Below are 19,565 nucleotides of genomic sequence, written 5' to 3' on the forward strand. Positions count from 1 at the left end.
GCCGGGGTCAAGTTGCCCGTGCGCCGCGTTCAGCCGGTTGTGGACGAGGCGCAGGGCTGAGCGCGCAAGCGGTTGATACTAAAGGCCAACTGGAATAAGTGAGACAGAATTGTCCGATTCTGCGCGACGAACTGTTCCAGCCACGGCCCCGACATTTCTCCGACAAATCGTGGAATAGCGAACTGGCGAGTACTAAAATTAACGAAAACTTAGTAACTCCCTGTAACACCGGTTCGCTTGACGCTTTGCGCCACCCACCGGGTCGTCCGAGACCCCGACATGCACCTTCCTGCCCTGCCATCCTCTTCCTGCGGCGATGACGCCGCCTCCCCGCTGCTGCTCAAGCGCGGCGAGCGTTTCCTGGCCCCGGATGTCTACCGCACCTGCCTGGACGGGCGCGAGGCGGTCATCAAGGACTACTCCCGCTACCGCGGCACCCCCGTTTCGCTGATCGCGCGGCTGATGGTGCGCCGTGAAGCACGCATGCTGCAGCGCCTCGGCGGCTGGAAGCATGCCCCCGCACTGCTCGGCACCCTGGGCGGCCTGGCGCTGGGCATGGAGTTCATCCCCGGCCAGACGCTCAGCACCGCGCAGGCCGTCGGCAATGAAGTGTTCGAGCAGCTGCAGCACGCGCTCAGCCGCCTGCACGCCGCCGGCATCACCCACAACGACCTGCATGGCACCAACGTGGTGGTCAGCGGCGGCGTGCCGGTGCTGCTGGACTTCACCTCGGCCTGGCGCGTACCGCGCTGGCTGCGCCGCAACCCACTCAGCCGCCAGCTCAGCCGCAGCGACATGAAGAACCTGCTGAAGATCCGCCAGCGCGTAACCGGCCAGGCCCCGAGTGCCGCGCAGGCCGCGCTGGTGGCCGACCCGGGCTGGGTCGCCGCGGTGCGCCAGGGCTGGAAGCGGTTCTACAAGTGGGCCAAGCGGCGGTAGGGGTCGAGCTCGCTCGACCGCGTTACCGCTCTTTGTAGAGCCGAGCCCGCGCTCGGCTGCTGTTCCTGCATCGCGCGAAATGCAGCCGAGCATCGGCTCGGCTCTACAACATCCCGCCAAACGGGTTACAACGCGTCAGCGTCCAGTTCACCGGTACGAATACGCACCACGCTGCCCAGGTCGTACACGAACACCTTGCCGTCACCGATCTTGCCGGTGCCGGCGGCCTTCACGATCGCCTCAACCACCGCCTCCACCTGGTCATCGGTCACCGCCACTTCCAGCTTCACCTTCGGCAGGAAATCGACCACATACTCCGCGCCACGGTACAGCTCGGTATGGCCCTTCTGGCGACCAAAGCCCTTCACTTCCGTCACCGTGATGCCGGTAACCCCACGCTCGGCCAGTGCTTCGCGCACGTCGTCGAGCTTGAACGGCTTGATCACCGCCATGACCATCTTCATCGTCTATCTCCTGTCTTCCGGCGTGGAGGATAGCGCCTGAACGTGGCCCGTGCGAAGCCGCTGCGGCCTGTCCGGGCAGTGGGTGCCAGCAGTATCCTTGTGTGCGAACGGCCTGCCCGCGCCGGATGCACGGGCCCACCCCCACGGAGCACCCCATGATCGACCTGAACCAAATCGATGACCTCGCCCGCCGCCTCAGCGACCTGGTGCCGCCGGGCCTGCGCGAGTCGCGCGAGGAACTGCAGGCCACCTTCAAGAGCGCGCTGCAGGCGGGGCTGGCCAAACTGGACCTGGTGACGCGCGAAGAGTTTGAAGTGCAGCGTGCTGTGTTGTTGAAGACCCGCGAGAAGTTGGATGCACTGGAAGCGACCGTGCGTGAGCTGGAAAGGCGCTCGACATCAGATTTGAGTTGACGCCACTTTCGCCAGACAGCGAGGCGAAAAGCAGACTACCGCTCATCGTCAAACGCGAAGTGCCTCACGTCCTCGAGATCGAACACGGCACGATCCTGCGTCAGCCGAATCCGGCCGGACACCTGCACGCTGGCAGAGACATTGCACAGGCCAGGACTGTTACGCTCCAGGCATATGCGCTTCTGTTCGGCGTAAAAACGTGCGACCGAACTGGCGGCCCCATGCTTGCCGATATCGAGGATTCGTGCGCCATCGCTACAGCGGGAGTTGCGCAGAACCTCTTCGTGGCGGTTATCCGTTACATATCGAGCTGACAACACGACCTCATCCCGATCATATTTGCCGGGATTCTTAGTGATGGCACACAGCACTTCTTCATAAGGATCGTCTTTTACCGCTGCCGCCCCTACACTGGCATATGCAGATAGCAGCAGGCCCAGCATGGGCACCAATGACGCAGATTTCATAGTCATTTGTCCTTCTCGGTCTTGGGCTGACGCGCTTCCCAGTTTGCAACAGAACCCTCCCCCCTTGGCCTGTTCACCCTTGCTGATGTTGATCCCAAGGCCTTTAGCAACAACCGCCTCCGTGCCGTAAGCACTCCGCTCTGTGGCACGAACCTCATCACTGGTGGCCGCGGCGCGTCCACGCTCCGCCGTATCAATATCGTGCTGATCTTCTTGGGCGATCACCTGCACCCCCGTCTTTGGGCTGTCGACCTTGCTGAGACCGACAGTGACTGTCCCCTTCTGATTGGTATTGGCGAGCGTGACTACCTGTGTTGGAAGCCCATCTGCGGCGTAACTCCAAGTCTGGCTTCCGTTCCTATCGGGGAACGTTAGCGTCGAAATCCTGTTGCGCGCATCGTACGCCCGGTCAATGACCTGTAGCCCTTTTCCTAACAAGCCCCGCCAGCCACTGCCTTTGTGCTCGAAAAGTCCTAGGGAATGGACTGAGGAAGCCATCACAAGGTTTCATGCGTGGTTTAACTCGGCGGGCTGAAGATCGAACCGGCTGTTACCCCACGGCCCCCTCCCCATGATCGACCTGAATCAACTCGATGATCTCGCCCGTCGCCTCAGCGACCTGGTGCCGCCGGGCCTGCGCGAGTCGCGCGAGGAACTGCGGGCCACCTTCAAGAGCGCGCTGCACGCCGGCCTGGCCAAGCTCGACCTGGTCACCCGCGAGGAGTTCGAAGTGCAGCGCGCCGTGCTGCTGAAGACCCGCCAGAAGCTGGACGCACTGGAAACCGCCGTGCGCGAGCTGGAAGGGCGCGGCGCCGCAGAATGAAAAAAGGAGGCGCACTGCGCCTCCCGTTTACAGATTATTTCCCGGATGGGGCCTTGCAGCAAGGCCCACCGGGCGCCCTAGACTCGCCGGCCTGTCGATCCGGCAGGACACGCAGGGGCAGTGCCGATGGCGCAGGACACCGAATGGACACCCGTTTCGCATGACACCTGCGACCAGATCGCCGGGCCGTTCTATCACGGCACCCGCGCTGATCTGGCGGTGGGCGAGCTGCTCAGCGCGGGCTTCCGCTCCAACTATCGCGACAGTGTGGTGATGAACCACATCTACTTCACCACCATTGCCAAGGGCGCCGGGTTGGCTGCAGAGATGGCCCGCGGTGAAGGGCGGCCGCGTGTGTATGTGGTGGAGCCGACCGGGCCGTTTGAAGACGACCCGAACGTGACCAACAAGAAGTTTCCCGGGAACCCGACGCGGTCGTATCGGAGTGCGCAGCCGTTGCGGGTGGTGGGGGAGATTGTGGAGTGGGAGCTGTATGACTCGGAGTTCGTTCGGCAGTTGAAGGCGTTTGTTGCTTCGGGCAGTGGGGAGATCATCAATTGATGACCTACTGGCGTTGGGCGTTGCACACCTCTTCATCGGCTTCATAGATGTCCAGCCCGAGCTCAATGCCGCGCTCTCCCAATGCGAGCAGCGCGCGGGGTGAAAGCGAGACACCGTCGTTGCTGCTGCCCATGAAGAGACCACAGAACAAGTCAGGCCGGAACCGTGCCAATGACTGCCATACGGCGAGATCGCCGGTGAGCTGATCGAGGATCTCGAAGATCTGAGCCTCCAGATCTTCAGGCTCACGATGCTCCGCATCAAGTCGCCAGCTGCCGGTCCTGGCGATACGCACGGTGCCTGATTGGTTGCCTCTGAGTTCCTGGCCCTTGTGATGCGATGCGGTTGGAGTCGCCCCGAGCAAGGCACTGACTTCTTCAGGCAGGAGGTCGTCTCCGAAGAATCTGAGGGTTACCAGGGAATGATCGAATGCGGCCATTGGAATCCAATTGTCCTTTCGGAATCTCTTCCAATCCACACGCCTCATCGACGCAAGGTCAGCTATCAACCGGAAGCGATCGTTAATAGCAGAGCTCAGGCCCAGCTGCGAAGCGGCTTCGGCAGTAATGAGCTCTTTAGCCGCTAAGTCACGTTGTAACGGAAGCTATGCCCGTAGCGGCCCATGCTTGTCCCACCGAAATGCGCATCATCCACGTTAAGAATGCGAGGAAGTGATAGCAATCCTCCTTGCGCGGCCTCAGTAGAATATAGGTGGATAACGCTGACAAAGAGTGCTGCGACGGAGTTTAGGCAGTTCTTCAACGTGGCCTTGTCGAAGTGGTTGTGTCGGTGATGCTTTACCTTATTGTGATCCTGCCACCAGAACGGCGGTGTATTGGCCGTCCAGCTTGTCCATGGGTTGAGCGTAAGACCATACCGAGGAACAAGGACGCTAAAGCCAATAAAATTTGGACAATGCGGCACGATATCCGGGTAGTAAGCGTTGATGCTCGAAGCCTTTGAGGTTGGATTGTGCTTTAAGGCTATCTGCTTGAGGACGACGTCGACCTCGGCACTAGCGCTCAGAAACAGACGAGCTATCTCAATGGAAAAGGTGCCGTCGTTCTGGCCCGATAGATCAACGTACCGGGCGAGCCGATCCAAGTCTTCCTCCAACGCGAGGAAGTAGTTCCAGTGAATTAGTGTGCTTGTTCTGTTGATCGCCACGCCTCCTCCTTGGCGGTGAACTACCCAATAGAAGGACCCTGGGTCCGGTTGTGCTACTTACCCACAAGGCAGCGTATGGGGACTTTCCACCCTTATACACCACGATCTTAGGCCGGCTGCCGCCCGGCTAACAAGCCAGCACAGATGCGGACATCGACCAATCCCTTCCCCATTACCTGCACACGGACGATGATCGGCTCGATCAGTGCCTCATACTTGAGGGGCTGCTTCTTCACGTACGCGTCAAAGCCGAGTAGATAGTCGCGATAGGCCCCAGAGGCCAGTAGGTCCACTGGAGTCATGGGCGCAGTCCCAGCTTGGGAATCCCAGAATTTCGCTCAAGGGACCTACGAAGAAGTTCTAGCGAGCCCTTGTAATTCCTGTAGCAAAGGGCATACGCTGACTGCGGCGCCCGCCTTGCTTGCACACGAGCAAAAACAGGCCGTACCCATGATCGACTCTACTTCTGGCCAGCTGCCGGGGACTTAAACGTGTGCGCCAGCCCCGGATCGGCTTGGCCGTCGAGGATGAGTCATGACCATCAAGCAATATGCGTTTCTTGTCCATGCGCACCTTCGGGCGCAGGGCTGTACGTCGCTTACCCGTAGCCAAGTCCACGAACTGCTGGCGGCCGCCGCTGGCTTCTCTACCCATGCAGCCTTCCATCACCAGGCCGCATGGTGCGACGTCGCTTGGCGCGACACCGGGCTCGTGGCGGATGAAGGCAGGATCATCCAGCGATGTCTGCAGTTTGGGATCTCACCCGAGGAGGCAAAGCGCGTGGCCCCGTGCTTAGCCAACTTCCTCGAAGCATCCGGCTACGCACCGGTCCGTTTTGACGAGATCATTGCAGCGCTGGCAAGCGATGAAGAGGAGTGGATGGAGATCGACGAGCGGGAGTCGCCTGTCGTCGACACTTGGATCTCGACCATCCTGAGCAGCCGCATCCTGCAAGACTTTGATGCGCTGCGCGGCGAGCTCCCTCTGCTGCTCGAGGGATTGGAGGCAGCCGCGGCGCGGGGCGTTCCCGCAGCGCACTTGGCAACTGCGTACGTACTCGATGCGTATGGCGATCTGTCAGAAGAAGACGGCGACCGTTTCGGTCGGGAGCTGCGCCGACGTGGCCAGTGGTCGACCGAGCCCGTGAGTTTCGCAGAGATCGCCGACGGCGTAGACAGCTTCATTCAGGTCGTGACCAAGCATCGGTACCACCTCCTTGAGGCGGCACGGGGCAAGGACAGGCGTGCGCTGTTGCTCACAGCGGAGCGCTACGGAGATCCCGGTGTGCTCGAGCTTGAGCCGTCGGATGATATGGATGCATATGAAATGGCTGACTTGGCCGATGCGAATGGTCGACCCGAGCTGGCCCATCAATGGCTGGCCGTACGCGCGCGCTCGGGAGACCTATCTGCCATGCGTACACTTATTGAAAACCACAACGAGACGCCGTTCCGCGCTTGGGTCTGGATACATCTCTCGCGTATGCTGGGTCGAGACCTGAGCCAGGATCGATTTGAAGCGATCGACGAATACGGTGGGCCGTACGACGACGATGTGGGCGGGCCAGCGTATGTTGGGGGAGAGGATGGAATCGAATTGGTGCCCCTTGCAGCCGATGAGAACAGGCGCGCCGAAGAAGAGGCTGCCCAGCTGTTCGCCGTAATCGAAGAGCGCTATGAACTGAATTGATCAATTTTGGTACTGGGTGGGTTCCAGCTAAGGGGCCCGCCCAGGAACTCGCGGGGAGTGCGCTGCACGCCGTCCGTACACCAGAATGCCTTTCCATCAAAGCGCCGGCTGCGCCTTCAGCGCGCTTGAATCCCTTCGCAGTAGGTACAGCGCAACCAAGAACGGCCACAGCGAGTTGATCGACGAAAACACGCGCTGGGTCAATCCCCTGAACCCCTCCGGGTCCGCTCCCACCACGTTCAACCAGAGATAGACGATGCCCCCGATGCTCACCACAGCGGTCACGGCGTACGCCCTTCGGTTGGCAGACCATGCACTCAACTCGATGTGTGACATCGCCGGTGCAATGATGTTGGCGATACCGATGGTGTAAAAGCCGTGCATCGGATGGCCCATGGGCCAGAGCCCGTTGGTCAGCATGGAGATGCCAAATACCATCCAGCAGATCGCGCCTACGGCAATCCGGCGACCGGACTCCCGCCATACCCCGATGGAGAACGCCACGAAGCCTACGCCAGAGCCGATGGCGGCAATCCTGGCGCCGATGCTTGCAAGCGTCGGCGCCTGCAGCAGCTCGCTGGCGTGCTGTGCAAGCGGGTTGTAGCCCGGCGCGAACACGGCGGCAACGCTGGTCCAGAACAGGAACCACGGGAGCGGGAGCAGACCCGCAGACAGAAGAAGTCGATTGCGGCGTAACACGTAAAGTGATCCTTGTAGCGGCCTGCGCCAGTGGGTGGAGTCCGTTCAAACGCCGCAGAACCTTCCTGCTGCGGGCAGAACAGTTCTGAGTGACTACAGCGGTAGTCAGATTCTGCGTGGCGCCCCGCGGGGTCAATAGGCAGAAAGTCACTCACGCATAGAGGCGAAATACGTGGCATCCATCAGCGACCGTCGGACCAATGCTGTCGCATTTGCCGCTCCCTGCGTCTCTGGCGGAAGGTTCTGACGACTCCGTCCCAGAAGTGCCGCTGCGCCAAGCACGCCAAGGCTCTCGCCGCTTTCCTCGCTATGCGACAATGCCAAAAACGTCTCGGGTTTTGGCGGCATTGACCCCTACCCGTTGGCATTCCGAACAAAAGCAGGTAATCGTTACTGCGCCACCGTGCATCGGTGGTCGGGACTCGAAAGCCCGTTTTGTTGGGAAGTAGTTTGCGCTTGCCAGCCGGCACCACCGCGCGTGGTGCCGGCTGGCAATCCGTCTGCCGGCTATGGCGGGCGGGGCGTGGGGGTCCTGTACCCGCCGGTTCCCAACATCCGGTTTTCGAGCCACGCTCTGCCCGCCACCTTTATCGGTGGCGGCGTCCGCCTGCTTGCACGGAGCCCGCCATGACCACACCGCACTCCCCGCCCCCGCGCCCGATCCAGGAAGCGCCGTCACCCGCGCCCGCGCTGGACCCCAACAGCCTCATCGCCATCCTGCACGCCATCGGTGCGGGCGCTGCGGCCGACGGCCAGCCCTGGCCCGAGCGGCACCATCTACGCAGCCGGCAGATGGCGTTGTCCGACGCCGACTGCGCACTCACCGGCCAGCGCATCGTGCAGGAGATCCTGCTGGCGGCCGAGCGCACGCGCCAGAACGGCGAGCCGGAGCAGTACGTGGGCGACCGGGTGATGGAGGGGCTGGTGATGGCCGATCTCGCGCTGACCGCCTTCATCCACGAGCGGATGCGACCCAAGGACTGAGCGCGCTTATGGCGCGGACCTTTCTGCCTGTGTGCGGGGTGACGAATGAAGATGCACGGCCTTGCCGCTGCGGCGGTGTGCATCGCGGTGATCGGCGCGATGTGGGTGGAGTGGCCTGAGCCTGCGAGCGATCAGGTGTGGGCCTACCAGAAGCTGCAGCCGGACGATTACCGCCTGCTGCACAGTGATGCGCTCGGCTTCGTGACCGCGAAGGCCCACGAGGGTTTTGAACTGCATACACGCCATGCCAGAGCAACGTCCTTCGAGATCCGATGCAAGCGCGTGCTGGTGATGGAGGTGGAGAATGCGCCCTCGCGCGTGCTGATCCGCATGCCCGCCGATGCACGGTGGCGGGCGCCGGACATCGAGCGTCTGCGCACCAGCTTCGAGCGCTGGCTGGATCTGCATCAGAGCCAGGGGCGGTTGCTGGTGGAAAGTGCGGGGCCTTCGTGGGTTGAGGCGCGGTTTGGGCGCTTCAATGGGGCGATGCCTGATGAGCAGCGGTGTCTACTTGGGGCGCCGCACCGCGATTGACGAGAATCCCCCCGACCGGCCATCCATAACACGAAGCCACCGAAAGCTCTCTCGACAGCAAAGGCGACTCCTGGTCTCACCCGCGCCACAGGCGGTGCCCCTGCCATCCTGCCGCAGCCCCGAGGCTCTTCACTCGAACTTCGTTCGTCAGGCCAGCCGCGAGGTGGGCATCGACACGTTCACGCCAATCCTTGGAATCAGCGGTTGTCGCTTCCAGAAGTTTGCGAAGCAGGAGCAACAGAAAGAAGGAGCGGTTCGGCGCATACGGTGCCTCATGTTCAGACCATCCCGCCGACCGAGGACGAACCGCCGAAACACCGAGCTCCTTGTTCCAAAGCCTGCTGTGATGTGCAACGACGTTTCGCGCCACGCTGGTGACATGCAGCCAGTTCGCGAAGACGGGGGCTGCCAGGCCCATCTCACCCGCAACAGCTTTCTGCTCACGGGTACGAAGCGCTTTGTAGAGGCGGGAGAGCGACCCCAGCGACATGACTTCCGTTGCCATCCAAACCGGTACTTTGGGAAACGCCGGTGAGGTGTACTTGTCCCGGTAGTGCCGAATGAACGTCTCCCTGGAGCGCACCACTTCACTTTCGACGCCATCCAGCCAATCTGCATGCTCCTGTCCAGCGAAGGTCAGATTACACGCTTCCAGATGGCCGAAGGCGCCGCTCGCATGCGCAAAGTGGTACGTGAGCACGGTCCGCGTTGCGACCTCGATATGGCCGACGGCCTCCATCACCAGGTCTCTAAGCGCTCTATCGAACTCATAGAGGCTTATCGCTTCTTCGAATGTCGCTTGATCGCGGAAATTGTCGCTACCGGGCATGCGCTGTGTGTAGAGATAGCCCATAAGACGATAGTAGCCGACACGCTGCAGGTATCGATTGGCATTGGCGGTATCACCAATGGCAAGCCCGCGCTGCTGGAGCAGATCCAACTGTTCCTGAATCGACAGGGGCGGTTTGCGGTAGCGGGTCATCCCGACTCCAATCAGCAGGCAAAAAAAACCCGCCAATTTGAGCATGTCGCGAACTAGCGCGTCAGAGGCTTGGCGGGTGTGTTGGGTGAATTTTAGCGCCCCTTTTGCTTACCTTCAAGTAAATGTGTGTAGTTCTGGTGAAATGTAAATGCCTGTACGAAAAGCACTTCATGGGGAATTTTCTTGGATTTCCGCAGTCTCCTGGGCGCAGATACAGTGAGGTGAAAGGCCGGCCCGGGCGAGCGGCAACGGCCTATTCCCCGGCGTTGTTCCACGTCATATCGGTTGAGTTCCGACACTCGATCGCGGACACCGGCCGCTATGAAGCGCGCAGGCGCACTCCAACGGTCTGCCGGAATCCCCCTAGCCGCTTCACCTGAAATCCCCGATATCCCACGCGGAACGCCTGCCGCACCATCAAGCGCCCCTCCGCAGGAAACCACACATGAGCCTGGCGCTGGTCCACAGCCGTGCCCGCGCCGGGGTCGATGCCCCGCTGGTGCGGGTGGAAGTGCATCTCTCCGGTGGCCTGCCCGCCACCCAGATTGTCGGCCTGGCCGAGACCAGCGTGCGTGAATCCCGTGAGCGCGTGCGTGCCGCCCTTCTTTGCGCGCGCTTCGACTTTCCGCAGCGACGCATCACGCTCAACCTCGCGCCCGCTGACCTGCCCAAGGAAGGCGGGCGTTACGACCTGGCCATCGCGTTGGGCATTCTGGCAGCCAGTGGCCAGATCGATCCGCAGTCGCTGCTGCAATACGAGTTCCTGGGTGAGCTTGGCCTGACCGGCGAGCTGAGGCCGGTGGCCGGCGCGCTGCCGGCGGCGATTGCGGCGGCTGATGCCGGGCGCATCCTGGTGGTGCCGCCGGGCAATGCCGCCGAGGCGGCCCTGGCCGAGCACGCCGATGTGCGCGTGGCCCGCACGCTGCTGGAGTGCTGCGCCGGGTTGGGCAATCCGCGTCTGTTGCCGTCCGTGGAGCGCGTGGACACGACACCGTTGCCACTGCCCGATCTGGCCGACGTGCGCGGGCAGGCGCACGCACGTCGTGCGTTGGAAGTGGCCGCAGCGGGTGGTCACCATCTTCTGCTGATCGGTAGCCCTGGCTGCGGCAAGACATTGCTGGCGTCACGCCTGCCCAGCCTGTTGCCGGACACCGAGGAAGCCGAGGCGCTGCAGCTGGCCGCGATTGCGTCGGTGAGTGGCGAAGGGCTGGACCCGCGGCGCTGGCGACAGCGTCCGTTCCGGGCGCCGCACCACAGCGCGAGTGCGGCGGCGCTGGTGGGTGGGGGCAATCCGCCCTGCCCCGGCGAGATCTCGCTGGCCCATCACGGCGTGCTGTTCCTGGATGAGCTACCAGAGTGGAACCGCAGTGCGTTGGAAACCCTGCGAGAGCCGCTGGAATCCGGCCACATCCGCATCGCCCGCGCGGCACGCAGCGTGCAGTACCCGGCGCGCTTCCAGCTGGTGGCTGCGATGAATCCTTGCCCCTGTGGCTGGGCCGGCGACCGCAGTAACCGCTGCCTGTGCAGTGATGAGCGCATCAACCGCTACCGTGCGCGGGTTTCTGGCCCGCTGCTGGACCGCATCGACCTGCATATCAGTGTGGCGCGTATGGACGCAGTGGAGTTGCGGGAGAGCACGCCACTGGGTGAGCCCAGTGCTGCGGTACGTGCACGGGTGGAAGCCGCCCATGCCCGGCAGCAGGCGCGTGGCGGGCTCAATGCGCATCTCCCGCCAGCGGCGCTGCGGGCGTGTACCCGACTGAGCGAGGGCGATCAGGACATGCTTGAACAGGCCATCGAGCGTCTGCAGCTTTCCGCACGTGCGATGTACCGGATTCTGCGCGTGGCGCGCACGATTGCGGATCTGGCGGGTTGTGAGGGTATTCAGACCGCGCATCTGGCTGAGGCGATCGGGTATCGGCAGTTGGATCGGGGAAAGCCTTAGAAATGCCGGTCGGGTTGGCTATTGGTAGAGTCGACCGTTGGTCGACTCTCGCGCGAAGCGCGGCCTTCTGAGAGGTAGATGCGAAGAGCGGTCGACTAACAGTCGACCCCACCAAGGGCAGGCATCAGGCTGCCGAATGCACCCGTCCCCGCTTCGCCAGCAACGCCACCCGACGGCTGACCAGCGCATGGAGCTCCGCCAGCTCCGATGCCCGGCCAGCCGTCATGTTGTCGCCGAACAACACCCGCGACAACGCCGCCTCGTCGCTGTCGTGCGGGTGCTGCCAGCGGTCGCGATACACCTTCTGGCACACCAGCCAGGCCCGGCGCAGCCCACCGCCGGGCAGCGGGCGGACCACGCGTTCGTAGACGTGCCAGAACTGGTACTCGGCCTGCAGGTCGATCACAGGTGCCACGGACGGCGCCTGCCGGGGCCGTCCTGGGCCTCGGATGCCGAACAACCGGGTTGGCGGGGTCTGCTGTGCCATGCGCACAGGATGACCCAGCAACATTGTGGGAACCTTGCGTCGCCGCCAGAAAATCCCTGTTGATTGCGCAAGGCGGGGTTTGGGCGTTTCTAGGGGGTCAGAACGCCATCGAGGTACTGAACATCAGCTGCCGTGGCGCGCTGCGCTGCAGAGTCTGGTAGTCCCCCGAAAACGACGAGCCGGCGATAGTGGCGGTGCCGATGTTGTGGCGATTGAACAGGTTGCTCACGTCCAGCCGCAGCTCCAGCCCGGGCACTGGGCTGTCCGCACCGAATCGATACGCAGCATAGGTGTTGACCTGCCAGAACGTGGGCACGCGGATGTCGTTCTCGTAGGTGAAGGGCTGGCGCAGGTACGAGGTGCTGGTGGCACCGAAACGCCAGTCACCGAAGTGGGCGGACAGGTCGCTGACCAGCGAGATCTGTGGGTAGCCCGGCTGGGCGTTGCCCTTGATCGGGTACACCGTGTCACCCACCGCGAAATCGCTGTCGTAGTACGAACGGGCCACGGCCACGCCCTGGTAGAACTGCAGGTGATCGCTCAGGTCGGCGGTGATGCCAAGGTCGGCACCGATCACGTGCATCTTCGGCATCAGCCGAACCGTGTTGATCTGCGCGAACTGGGTGCCGATGGCGGCCGACAGCAGGCGGTTGCGGATGTCGTTGTAGAACACGTCGCCGGTAATCGTCAGCCGGTCGAAGCGATGCGATGCGCCCACGGTAAGGTTCCAGTTCTTCTCCGGGCGCAGCGTGCCGGCCACGCGGTCGAACTCCTCCTGGTCGGTGATGGTCCACGCCGAGGCGGTGTAGCCGATGTTGCCGCGCTGGGCCACGCGGTAGCCGTTCATGGTATTGGCCAGGTCGATGAAGGCATCGGTGGATTCGGTCGGGCTCCAGAACAGCGAGACATGCGGCAGGAAGTTGCTCTTCGCGCGCAGCGTGCCGTTCACCGGACGATCCCTGGCATCACCGAGGCCGCCACCGCGGGTGCGGAAGTCCACGGCCTTGAAGCCAACACCCAGCTTCAGCGTGTCGTTCAACACGATGTCGTCCTGCAGGTAGAACTGGCGAGAGCGGGTTACCCAGCTCGATGCGTTGTCGGTCTTGAACGCGGGGCCGTACACATCGAACGGACCGGTGGCCTTCAGCGGCGGGCCCTCGCCCAGCAGTGGCTGCTGGTACCACTCGGTCTTGGCGGCAGCCTTGCTCTTCTCCTGCCAGAAACCGGCGGTGAAGGTGTGCGCGCCGGTCTCGAACTGCACGTTGACCATGCCGCCCAGCCGGTTGAGGCGCGGCGTCTGCACCTGTTCGGAGAACGGTGCGCCGTTGGGTGACGGTACGGTCGGGTCGGCCAGCGTGGCCTGGGTGTGGCTGTTCGCGTTGTACAGCTGCACGTTGCCGCTCAGTGCCGGGGTGATCTGGAAGCGATGGTTGATCGAGGAAACGCGGTCGCGGGTGATTTGGCCGGTGTCGTACGGAATCAGTTCGGACAGCTCACCGCAGGTGTAGGCGCCGCAGGACTGGTCCGCATTCTCCGGTGAGGCCACGTACCAGGCCCACGCATAATCGGGATAGAAGATGTCGGCCTTCCAGCCCAGCTTGCGGATCATGTCGAAGGAGATGTTGTTGTAGCCCCAGACCTTGGCCTTGCTGTCGGACAGGAACACGGTGACATCGCCCCAGGCGACGTCCTGCTGCAGCTTCAGGTCACCGCGCAGGAAATTCTGCGTGCCCTCGCCCTGATACTTGTCGGCGGACACGCGCTGCAGGTCGACCAGCACTTTCGGGCCCTGCTCGCCGAGCTGGCCGGTCTGCCCCGATACGGTGGTGACCAACGTGTTGTTGCTGCCCACACCCTGCTTCACGCGCAGGCTGGGCGTGTCCTGCAGGTCGCGCAGGCGGTATTCCAGGCTGCCGCCGTTGACGCTGCTGGAGAACACGCCGACCGGTGCGCCGCCAGGGCTGACCGTGATCGCGCCGATGCCATCGGGCACGCCCACGTTCACCACGCTGGTGCCGGTAAGCGAGAGGAAGCCGTTGTCGTTCAGCGGCACGCCCTCGAAGGTGATGCCCATTTCATTCATGTGGAAGCCGCGCACGAACAGGCTGGTGGCCGAGATATCCAGGCCCAGCCCGTCGGTGGCGGTGTAGCTGGCGCCCGGCACCTGCTTGAGCATGGCCAAGCCGTTGTTGCCGGTGACCATCGCGTCGAGGTCTTCGGCCTTGATGATGTAGCGGTTGGGACCAACCACCTGGGTCGGTGCCACGGCCGCACCGCGCGGTGTGGCGATGACCTGCAGGGCGTTGAGCGTGGTGGGCGTGTCGAGCGCGGCGTCGTGCGTTTCTGCGGCGTACGCAGGTGTGGTGATGGCCGCGATGATGGCCAGGGCAAGGCGCGTCGTGGGTGGGGTGTTCATGGGCAGATCCAGGTGCAGGGAGAGAGCGGCGCAGGCGCACGCCCAGCGCGTTGCAGCACCGGTGTCGGTACCCTGGCTGGCGGTGCGATTGCGTTGAGGGAGTGACGGCGCGGTGCGCGACGGTCAGCAGAGGAAGACGATCCTCTGCCTCAAAATTCGATGGAGTGATTTCGACGTGCGAAATTCTTGCATCGCACTGCCGCATTCGCTATTGCACGGTGGTACAGCGCGGCTATACGCGGGTATCGTCCTGTCCGGTATCTTCAGATACCCGATTCCAGATTGACAGGAGCCTTGATGATCCGCTGGACCACCTGGAAAGCAATAGCCACCGTTGGCATGATGTCGCTTTCGTGCATGGAAACTGCGCTATCGCACGACAGAGTTGAAGTGCGTTCCCCACAGCGTCTGGATGTCCTGATCGACGCGCTCGTCACCACGCCGTCGCCGATCAGCCCGGCCCAGTTGCATGAGCTGGGCATCATCGCGCCGTTTTCATTTGAGAAGGATGCAGGACCGCGCATCTACCGGTCACAGCCGATGCTGACCGCCGATGGCTTTGCCATCGATAACGTGGAGTATCGCGTTATACGCGGCAAGGACGATGAAATCCGCCTTCTGTTCGTCACGTTCGTGGATACGCCATGCTTCCCACTGGAGCGGTTGGCTATGCGTTACACCCTGCAGCCATTCATCTATCCACCCAGCCATGGTGCGCCATTGATCGCGCGGAACCACGAGCAGCACCATTCGCTCACCGTAGGAGCGCAGGAGATCATCGTCCGCAGCCAGCGCGATGCTCCGCACTGCGTGCTGGGCCTGAGGCGCTGAGCGCCGCTTGGCGCCTCAACGCAATACGTAGGTCTCAATGGCGCGCGCCACGCCTTCATCGGCATTGCTGCTGGTCTCGAACCGCGCCACCGCCTTCACCGCGTCGATGGCATTGCCCATCGCCACGCTGGTGCCGGCGTACTGCAGCATGGTCAGGTCGTTCTCCTGGTCGCCGATGGCCATCACGTTGGCACGGTCGATGCCCAGGTGCTCGGCCAGCTTCTGCAGGCTCGGGCCCTTGCCGGCGCGGTGGTCGAACACTTCCAGGAAGAACGGCGCGCTCTTCAGTACCGCGAAGCGCTCGGTCAGTTCGCTCGGCAGGCGCGCGATGGCGGCATCCAGCACGTCCGGCGCGTCGATCATCATCAGCTTGATGAAGGACATCGATGGATCCATGTCCTCCACGCGGCGGTACGACAGCGGCATCCGCGAGAGATGCGAGTCGGCCACGGTGTAGTAGCTGATGTCCTGGTTGGGCGTGTACATGCGCCGGCTGTCCAGCGCCTGGAAGTGCACGCCCAGGTCGCGGGCGACCTGCTCGCAGAACAGGAAGTCGTCGAAGCTGAGCGGATACTCGACCACGGTTTCGCGCGTGCCGATGCGCTGCACCAGGCCGCCATTGCAGGCGATGCAGTAGTCGTCGTTGCCGTTGATGCCGAGCTCGTGCAGGTACGGCGCCAGGCCGGGGACCGGGCGGCCACTGGTCAGCACGATGTGCACGCCCAGTGCGCGCGCCTGCGCGATGGCCTGCCGAGCGCGTGCGGTGAGCTGGTGCGACGTGTCCAGCAGCGTGCCATCCATGTCGATGGCGACCAGTTCGATGGTCGATTGCCGGCGGCCCATGTCCATTGCGTTCAACTCGTGCGGGGCACGCCAGTTTACCCCCTCATGCCCGGTTCACCTCTTTGCCCACGTTGGCCGGGATACTGCGGGAGCCTGTGCGTCCCCCACCGCAGGACGGCCCGTTGACCGCCCTTCCCTGGAGAACCTTGCGACGCATGACCTACCGTGCCCCCGAAACCAATGACAGCGCGCCCCTGGCCCAGCAGATCGAACAGATGATCGACGAGCTGCCCGGCGACCAGGTGAGCGTCGGCACCCTGCTCAGCGCGCTGGGCGATGAGGGCCTGCTGCTGATCGTGATCCTGCTCTCGGCCATCTTCATCATTCCGGTGTCGATTCCCGGGCTGAGTACGGTGTTTGGCGCCTCGATCCTGCTGATCGGCCTGAGCCGGGTGCGCAACCGCCCGCTGTGGGTGCCACAGAAGCTGGCCCGCCGCGAGATCGCCACCGACAAGCTGAAGGCCAACCTCAGCCGTGCGCTGAAATGGGTGCACCGCATGGAGCGGCTGTCGCGGCCGATGCGGCTTGCGGTGATGGTGCGCTCGAAGAAGATGATGCGCCTGAACAACCTGATGCTGGTGTTCGCGACCTTGCTGCTGATGGCGCCGGCCGGACCGATTCCCTTCAGCAACACGCTGCCGGCGCTGGCGCTGATGTCGTTTGCGATTGGCTTCATCCAGCGCGATGGTGCGGCGGTGGCGGCCGGTTACGGCTTCGTGGTGGCCACGGTGGTGTATTTCGGCGTGCTGCTGGGCGGCGTGGGATTTGCTGCGGAATCGGTGTTCAGCGGGTTCCGCAGCAGTACCGCGGAACTGTAGAGCCGAGCCCACGCTCGGCTTCTCTTCAACCTGTACGCGGAAACCCCGCGCTGCGCACGTAAGCCGAGCATGGGCTCGGCTCTACAGAATTACTTGGCCGACACCCGCCACACCACGTCGCCCACGTCGTCGGCGACCAGCAGCGCGCCCTCGGCGTCCATGGCCATGCCCACCGGTGCGCCCATCAGGGTCTTCTCGTCCTTTGAGGCGAAGCCGCTCACCACGGTCTGCGGGCGCCCGGTCGGCTTGCCGTCCTTGAACGGTACATACACCACTTCGTAGCCGCTCAGCGGTGAACGGTCCCAGCTGCCGTGCTCGCCGATGAAGGCACCGCCGTGGTACTGCGCCGGCAGTGCCTGTCCGGTGTAGAACAACAGGCCCAGGGGTGCCACGTGCGAGCCGATGGCATAGTCCGGCACGATCGCCTTGGCCACCAGGTCCGGCCGCTGCGGCTGCACGCGTTCGTCCACGTGCTGGCCGTAGTAGCTGTAGGGCCAGCCGTAGAAGCCATCTTCCTTCACCGAGGTGAGGTAGTCCGGCACCAGGTCGGCACCGATCTCATCGCGCTCGTTTGCCACGGCCCACAGCTGGCCAGTGCTCGGCTCCCAGTCCAGCCCGGTCGGATTGCGGATGCCCGAGGCGTAGATGCGGCTGCCGCGGGTGGCCACATCCACTTCCAGCACCACCGCACGGCGGTATTCGACGGCCAGGCCGTTCTCGGTGATGTTGCTGTTGGAGCCCACGCCCACATACAGCTTGCGGCCATCACGGCTGGCCAGCAGTTCCTTGGTCCAGTGGTGGTTGATGGTGCTAGGCAGGTCGGTGAACTCGCGGCCCTTGTCGGACATGCGGGTTTCGCCGGGCACGTAGTGGTACTGCATGATGTTGCCGGTGTTGGCCACGTACAGCGTGTCGCCGATCAGCTGGATGCCGAACGGCGAATGCAGGCCCTCGATGTAGACATGCTGGGTCCAGGTGTTCGTTCCCGGCGAGCGGCGCAGCAGGGTGACCCGGTTGCCGCCCTTGCCGGCCTTGCCCGAGCGCGCCTTCACCTTGCCGGCGATCCACTGCTTGGGCGTGGTGACCGGTTCTTCGCCGGGGCCGTTGCCCTCCACCACCAGTACATCGCCATTGGGCAGGGTCAGCAGCCGCCGCGGATGCTGCAGGTTGGCGGCGATGCGTTCGATCTTCAGGCCCTCGGCCACCGTGGGGGTCTGTCCATCAGCCCAGCCGACGCCCTTGGGCACCTGCATCGGCGGCATCAGGAAGTTGGCCGGCTTGGGCAGTGGCGGTTGCGGGCCCGACTGGTCGGCGGGATGGTATTCAGCCTTGCCGGCGCAGGCCGACAGCATCACGGCCAGCGCCAGGGCGCCCATGGTGGGCAGGATGTGCTTAGCCATGACGACCTCCCTGCAGCACCGGCGGCTGCAGTGACAGCAGGATCAGGCCCAGGGCAATCAGGGCCACGGTCAGCGCCGACAGGATCGTGCCCGGCACCGCAACGGCGTACGCATCGCGGCTGTGCACGAAGGCGTTCCAGATGGCCAGCACCACCGCGACCAGGTTGAGCAAGAAGTCGATGCGGTCGATGCGGGTGGCCGTGCCGTTGCGGCGCCAGACCGCGAACAGGTTGATCAGGCGCGGCACGATGGCGATCAGCAGGCCGAAGGTGATCAGCCAGGCGGCTGCCTTGCCCCACATCACCTCGGCGCTGTTGAGGTAGATCGCGTCGAAGATCAGTGCGCCGACGAAGAAACCGAAGGGTATCGGGTTCAACAGGCTGAACAGTGTGGTGCCGAGGCCGCGATGGGCCTGGGCGAGCGGATTGACCATCATCGTGCTCCGTGCGGAAGGGTGCACGGGCTGTAGTAGCACAGCGCGATGTGAGGGCGCGCGATGATGCCCCGGCGGGGCTTCCACACCCACCGGGCAGGCACCGCGCTACGCGGGCTCGTCCTCGCGCACCTCGTGGAAGGGCAGCATCGTCTCGAAGCCGAATTCGTGTTCCATGCTGGTGCGGACCAGGCCGCCGATGGCGTAGCGGCTGGTGTTGGCATGCACGTCTATGCCACCGGGCCGCCACTCGGTGCGCAGATGCAGCGTCTCTGCGCGTCGCATGACGATCCGTTCCTCCTGCAGCAGTGCGCGACGGTATTTCTTCATCAGCAGGCGCAGCGGTTTCACCGTGGTGATGCCGAATGCTGCCAGTTCGGGCAGCAACTCGGCGATATCGGCATCGTCGCCATAGTCGTGGCTGCGCGTATGCACGGACAGCACCACCTTGCGGATGACGGCAACCGAGAGCGGAGTCTGGTCCGCGCGTGCACGGGCACGCTGGCGTGCCTTCTTCATGTGTGACTTCACCTGCATGCGATTACCCAGGTTTCCCGTACCTCGAAGCAAGCACGCGATGATGGCGTGAAGGCATTCGAGTGCCCCGTCATAACTTGACGTACTAAGCGTTTGTGACGCAATTGGCACATTCGCACATTGCGGGTGTGAA

The 19,565-nt window shown here is 63.4% G+C and carries 23 protein-coding genes; 10 read left to right on the top strand and 13 right to left on the bottom strand.

All coding sequences use genetic code 11. The features are described from left to right. Positions 1-279: 279 nt before the first annotated feature. Complete coding sequence (locus tag ACUDTM_RS11195) at positions 280-939, top strand: RIO1 family regulatory kinase/ATPase domain-containing protein (RefSeq protein WP_353088946.1); 660 nt, start codon at positions 280-282, stop codon at positions 937-939. A 125-nt stretch (positions 940-1,064) separates the two neighbouring features. On the opposite strand, the gene ACUDTM_RS11200 is transcribed toward ACUDTM_RS11195, so the two are convergent. Further along, positions 1,065-1,403 carry a P-II family nitrogen regulator gene (locus tag ACUDTM_RS11200; protein WP_005411374.1) on the bottom strand — a complete coding sequence of 113 codons (339 nt, stop codon included), beginning with the start codon at positions 1,401-1,403 and terminating at the stop codon, positions 1,065-1,067. A gap of 155 nt (positions 1,404-1,558) precedes the next feature. On the opposite strand from ACUDTM_RS11200, the gene ubiK (ACUDTM_RS11205) reads away from it, so the two are divergent. Further along, positions 1,559-1,816 carry a ubiquinone biosynthesis accessory factor UbiK gene (ubiK, locus tag ACUDTM_RS11205; RefSeq protein WP_069138732.1) on the top strand — a complete coding sequence of 86 codons (258 nt, stop codon included), beginning with the start codon at positions 1,559-1,561 and terminating at the stop codon, positions 1,814-1,816. Between the two features lie 35 nt (positions 1,817-1,851). Here the strand turns inward: ubiK (ACUDTM_RS11205) and ACUDTM_RS11210 are convergent, their stop codons facing one another. Further along, positions 1,852-2,781 carry a hypothetical protein gene (locus ACUDTM_RS11210; protein WP_353088948.1) on the bottom strand — a complete coding sequence of 310 codons (930 nt, stop codon included), beginning with the start codon at positions 2,779-2,781 and terminating at the stop codon, positions 1,852-1,854. A gap of 73 nt (positions 2,782-2,854) precedes the next feature. Between ACUDTM_RS11210 and ubiK (ACUDTM_RS11215) the strand changes: the two genes are divergently transcribed. Continuing rightward, positions 2,855-3,106: a ubiquinone biosynthesis accessory factor UbiK gene (gene ubiK, locus ACUDTM_RS11215; protein WP_088497368.1), complete on the top strand. Its 252-nt coding sequence runs from the start codon at positions 2,855-2,857 to the stop codon at positions 3,104-3,106. Positions 3,107-3,232: 126 nt separating this feature from the next. Continuing rightward, positions 3,233-3,667, top strand: coding sequence for an NAD(+)--rifampin ADP-ribosyltransferase (arr, locus tag ACUDTM_RS11220; RefSeq protein WP_053497430.1), 435 nt, complete (start codon positions 3,233-3,235; stop codon positions 3,665-3,667). A gap of 4 nt (positions 3,668-3,671) precedes the next feature. Here arr and ACUDTM_RS11225 read toward each other — a convergent pair whose 3' ends face one another. From ACUDTM_RS11225 to ACUDTM_RS11235, 3 genes are all read right to left on the bottom strand, one after another. Further along, positions 3,672-4,106 (bottom strand): DUF4279 domain-containing protein, encoded by a 435-nt coding sequence (locus tag ACUDTM_RS11225; protein WP_346607393.1) that lies wholly within the window; start codon positions 4,104-4,106, stop codon positions 3,672-3,674. A 143-nt stretch (positions 4,107-4,249) separates the two neighbouring features. Beyond that, positions 4,250-4,834, bottom strand: a complete 585-nt coding sequence (locus ACUDTM_RS11230) for a hypothetical protein (RefSeq protein ID WP_111201373.1) — start codon at positions 4,832-4,834, stop codon at positions 4,250-4,252. A 107-nt stretch (positions 4,835-4,941) separates the two neighbouring features. Then, positions 4,942-5,136 carry a hypothetical protein gene (locus ACUDTM_RS11235; protein ID WP_146257826.1) on the bottom strand — a complete coding sequence of 65 codons (195 nt, stop codon included), beginning with the start codon at positions 5,134-5,136 and terminating at the stop codon, positions 4,942-4,944. Between the two features lie 232 nt (positions 5,137-5,368). Here ACUDTM_RS11235 and ACUDTM_RS11240 point away from each other — a divergent pair, with 232 nt between their 5' ends. Beyond that, on the top strand, positions 5,369-6,523 hold the full coding sequence (locus ACUDTM_RS11240) for a hypothetical protein (protein ID WP_445391313.1): 1,155 nt from the start codon (positions 5,369-5,371) through the stop codon (positions 6,521-6,523). Positions 6,524-6,619: 96 nt separating this feature from the next. Here ACUDTM_RS11240 and ACUDTM_RS11245 read toward each other — a convergent pair whose 3' ends face one another. Next, the gene (locus ACUDTM_RS11245) at positions 6,620-7,222 is read right to left on the bottom strand and encodes a DUF998 domain-containing protein (RefSeq protein WP_353088952.1); all 603 of its coding nucleotides are present in this window, start codon (positions 7,220-7,222) and stop codon (positions 6,620-6,622) included. A 627-nt stretch (positions 7,223-7,849) separates the two neighbouring features. Between ACUDTM_RS11245 and ACUDTM_RS11250 the strand changes: the two genes are divergently transcribed. Then, entirely contained in the window at positions 7,850-8,206 is a 357-nt protein-coding gene (locus tag ACUDTM_RS11250) for a hypothetical protein (RefSeq protein WP_021201939.1), read from the top strand. A gap of 45 nt (positions 8,207-8,251) precedes the next feature. Further along, positions 8,252-8,740, top strand: a complete 489-nt coding sequence (locus ACUDTM_RS11255) for a cold-shock protein (protein ID WP_227836804.1) — start codon at positions 8,252-8,254, stop codon at positions 8,738-8,740. A 76-nt stretch (positions 8,741-8,816) separates the two neighbouring features. Here the strand turns inward: ACUDTM_RS11255 and ACUDTM_RS11260 are convergent, their stop codons facing one another. Continuing rightward, complete coding sequence (locus ACUDTM_RS11260) at positions 8,817-9,722, bottom strand: Abi family protein (RefSeq protein WP_049440011.1); 906 nt, start codon at positions 9,720-9,722, stop codon at positions 8,817-8,819. 445 nt (positions 9,723-10,167) lie between these two features. On the opposite strand from ACUDTM_RS11260, the gene ACUDTM_RS11265 reads away from it, so the two are divergent. Continuing rightward, the gene (locus ACUDTM_RS11265) at positions 10,168-11,667 is read left to right on the top strand and encodes a YifB family Mg chelatase-like AAA ATPase (protein WP_445391314.1); all 1,500 of its coding nucleotides are present in this window, start codon (positions 10,168-10,170) and stop codon (positions 11,665-11,667) included. Positions 11,668-11,791: 124 nt separating this feature from the next. Here ACUDTM_RS11265 and ACUDTM_RS11270 read toward each other — a convergent pair whose 3' ends face one another. Both ACUDTM_RS11270 and ACUDTM_RS11275 read right to left on the bottom strand, forming a co-directional pair. After that, positions 11,792-12,178: a hypothetical protein gene (locus tag ACUDTM_RS11270; RefSeq protein ID WP_445391315.1), complete on the bottom strand. Its 387-nt coding sequence runs from the start codon at positions 12,176-12,178 to the stop codon at positions 11,792-11,794. Between the two features lie 73 nt (positions 12,179-12,251). Next, positions 12,252-14,570: a TonB-dependent receptor gene (locus ACUDTM_RS11275; RefSeq protein ID WP_445391316.1), complete on the bottom strand. Its 2,319-nt coding sequence runs from the start codon at positions 14,568-14,570 to the stop codon at positions 12,252-12,254. 297 nt (positions 14,571-14,867) lie between these two features. On the opposite strand from ACUDTM_RS11275, the gene ACUDTM_RS11280 reads away from it, so the two are divergent. Beyond that, positions 14,868-15,401, top strand: a complete 534-nt coding sequence (locus tag ACUDTM_RS11280; protein ID WP_227836801.1) for a hypothetical protein — start codon at positions 14,868-14,870, stop codon at positions 15,399-15,401. Positions 15,402-15,416: 15 nt separating this feature from the next. Here ACUDTM_RS11280 and yidA read toward each other — a convergent pair whose 3' ends face one another. Next, positions 15,417-16,250 carry a sugar-phosphatase gene (gene yidA / locus ACUDTM_RS11285; RefSeq protein WP_445391317.1) on the bottom strand — a complete coding sequence of 278 codons (834 nt, stop codon included), beginning with the start codon at positions 16,248-16,250 and terminating at the stop codon, positions 15,417-15,419. A gap of 149 nt (positions 16,251-16,399) precedes the next feature. Between yidA and ACUDTM_RS11290 the strand changes: the two genes are divergently transcribed. After that, positions 16,400-17,062, top strand: coding sequence for an exopolysaccharide biosynthesis protein (locus tag ACUDTM_RS11290; protein ID WP_151354622.1), 663 nt, complete (start codon positions 16,400-16,402; stop codon positions 17,060-17,062). Positions 17,063-17,151: 89 nt separating this feature from the next. On the opposite strand, the gene ACUDTM_RS11295 is transcribed toward ACUDTM_RS11290, so the two are convergent. From ACUDTM_RS11295 to ACUDTM_RS11305, 3 genes are all read right to left on the bottom strand, one after another. After that, positions 17,152-18,462 carry a PQQ-dependent sugar dehydrogenase gene (locus ACUDTM_RS11295; RefSeq protein WP_445391318.1) on the bottom strand — a complete coding sequence of 437 codons (1,311 nt, stop codon included), beginning with the start codon at positions 18,460-18,462 and terminating at the stop codon, positions 17,152-17,154. After that, the gene (locus ACUDTM_RS11300; RefSeq protein ID WP_021201954.1) at positions 18,455-18,895 is read right to left on the bottom strand and encodes a DUF2231 domain-containing protein; all 441 of its coding nucleotides are present in this window, start codon (positions 18,893-18,895) and stop codon (positions 18,455-18,457) included. Before ACUDTM_RS11300 ends, ACUDTM_RS11295 begins: the two co-directional genes overlap by 8 nt. Before the next feature lie 108 nt (positions 18,896-19,003). Further along, positions 19,004-19,414 carry a hypothetical protein gene (locus ACUDTM_RS11305; RefSeq protein WP_227836799.1) on the bottom strand — a complete coding sequence of 137 codons (411 nt, stop codon included), beginning with the start codon at positions 19,412-19,414 and terminating at the stop codon, positions 19,004-19,006. Between the last annotated feature and the right edge of the window lie 151 nt (positions 19,415-19,565).

Source organism: Stenotrophomonas maltophilia group sp. vghtpe118 (genome assembly GCF_052605195.1).

Excerpts from the sequence above, each read along its gene's own strand:
- ACUDTM_RS11305 (WP_227836799.1), bottom strand. The coding sequence starts at position 19,414 with ATGAAGAAGGCACGCCAGCGTGCCCGTGCACGCGCGGACCAGACTCCG.
- ubiK (WP_088497368.1), top strand. The coding sequence starts at position 2,855 with ATGATCGACCTGAATCAACTCGATGATCTCGCCCGTCGCCTCAGCGAC.
- ACUDTM_RS11225 (WP_346607393.1), bottom strand. The coding sequence starts at position 4,106 with ATGGCCGCATTCGATCATTCCCTGGTAACCCTCAGATTCTTCGGAGAC.
- ACUDTM_RS11280 (WP_227836801.1), top strand. The coding sequence starts at position 14,868 with ATGATCCGCTGGACCACCTGGAAAGCAATAGCCACCGTTGGCATGATG.
- ACUDTM_RS11195 (WP_353088946.1), top strand. The coding sequence starts at position 280 with ATGCACCTTCCTGCCCTGCCATCCTCTTCCTGCGGCGATGACGCCGCC.
- ACUDTM_RS11275 (WP_445391316.1), bottom strand. The coding sequence starts at position 14,570 with ATGAACACCCCACCCACGACGCGCCTTGCCCTGGCCATCATCGCGGCC.
- ubiK (WP_069138732.1), top strand. The coding sequence starts at position 1,559 with ATGATCGACCTGAACCAAATCGATGACCTCGCCCGCCGCCTCAGCGAC.
- ACUDTM_RS11295 (WP_445391318.1), bottom strand. The coding sequence starts at position 18,462 with ATGGCTAAGCACATCCTGCCCACCATGGGCGCCCTGGCGCTGGCCGTG.
- ACUDTM_RS11260 (WP_049440011.1), bottom strand. The coding sequence starts at position 9,722 with ATGACCCGCTACCGCAAACCGCCCCTGTCGATTCAGGAACAGTTGGAT.
- ACUDTM_RS11265 (WP_445391314.1), top strand. The coding sequence starts at position 10,168 with ATGAGCCTGGCGCTGGTCCACAGCCGTGCCCGCGCCGGGGTCGATGCC.
- arr (WP_053497430.1), top strand. The coding sequence starts at position 3,233 with ATGGCGCAGGACACCGAATGGACACCCGTTTCGCATGACACCTGCGAC.
- ACUDTM_RS11300 (WP_021201954.1), bottom strand. The coding sequence starts at position 18,895 with ATGGTCAATCCGCTCGCCCAGGCCCATCGCGGCCTCGGCACCACACTG.
- ACUDTM_RS11290 (WP_151354622.1), top strand. The coding sequence starts at position 16,400 with ATGACCTACCGTGCCCCCGAAACCAATGACAGCGCGCCCCTGGCCCAG.
- ACUDTM_RS11270 (WP_445391315.1), bottom strand. The coding sequence starts at position 12,178 with ATGTTGCTGGGTCATCCTGTGCGCATGGCACAGCAGACCCCGCCAACC.
- ACUDTM_RS11255 (WP_227836804.1), top strand. The coding sequence starts at position 8,252 with ATGAAGATGCACGGCCTTGCCGCTGCGGCGGTGTGCATCGCGGTGATC.
- ACUDTM_RS11250 (WP_021201939.1), top strand. The coding sequence starts at position 7,850 with ATGACCACACCGCACTCCCCGCCCCCGCGCCCGATCCAGGAAGCGCCG.
- ACUDTM_RS11200 (WP_005411374.1), bottom strand. The coding sequence starts at position 1,403 with ATGAAGATGGTCATGGCGGTGATCAAGCCGTTCAAGCTCGACGACGTG.
- ACUDTM_RS11235 (WP_146257826.1), bottom strand. The coding sequence starts at position 5,136 with ATGACTCCAGTGGACCTACTGGCCTCTGGGGCCTATCGCGACTATCTA.
- yidA (WP_445391317.1), bottom strand. The coding sequence starts at position 16,250 with ATGGACATGGGCCGCCGGCAATCGACCATCGAACTGGTCGCCATCGAC.
- ACUDTM_RS11210 (WP_353088948.1), bottom strand. The coding sequence starts at position 2,781 with ATGGCTTCCTCAGTCCATTCCCTAGGACTTTTCGAGCACAAAGGCAGT.
- ACUDTM_RS11240 (WP_445391313.1), top strand. The coding sequence starts at position 5,369 with ATGACCATCAAGCAATATGCGTTTCTTGTCCATGCGCACCTTCGGGCG.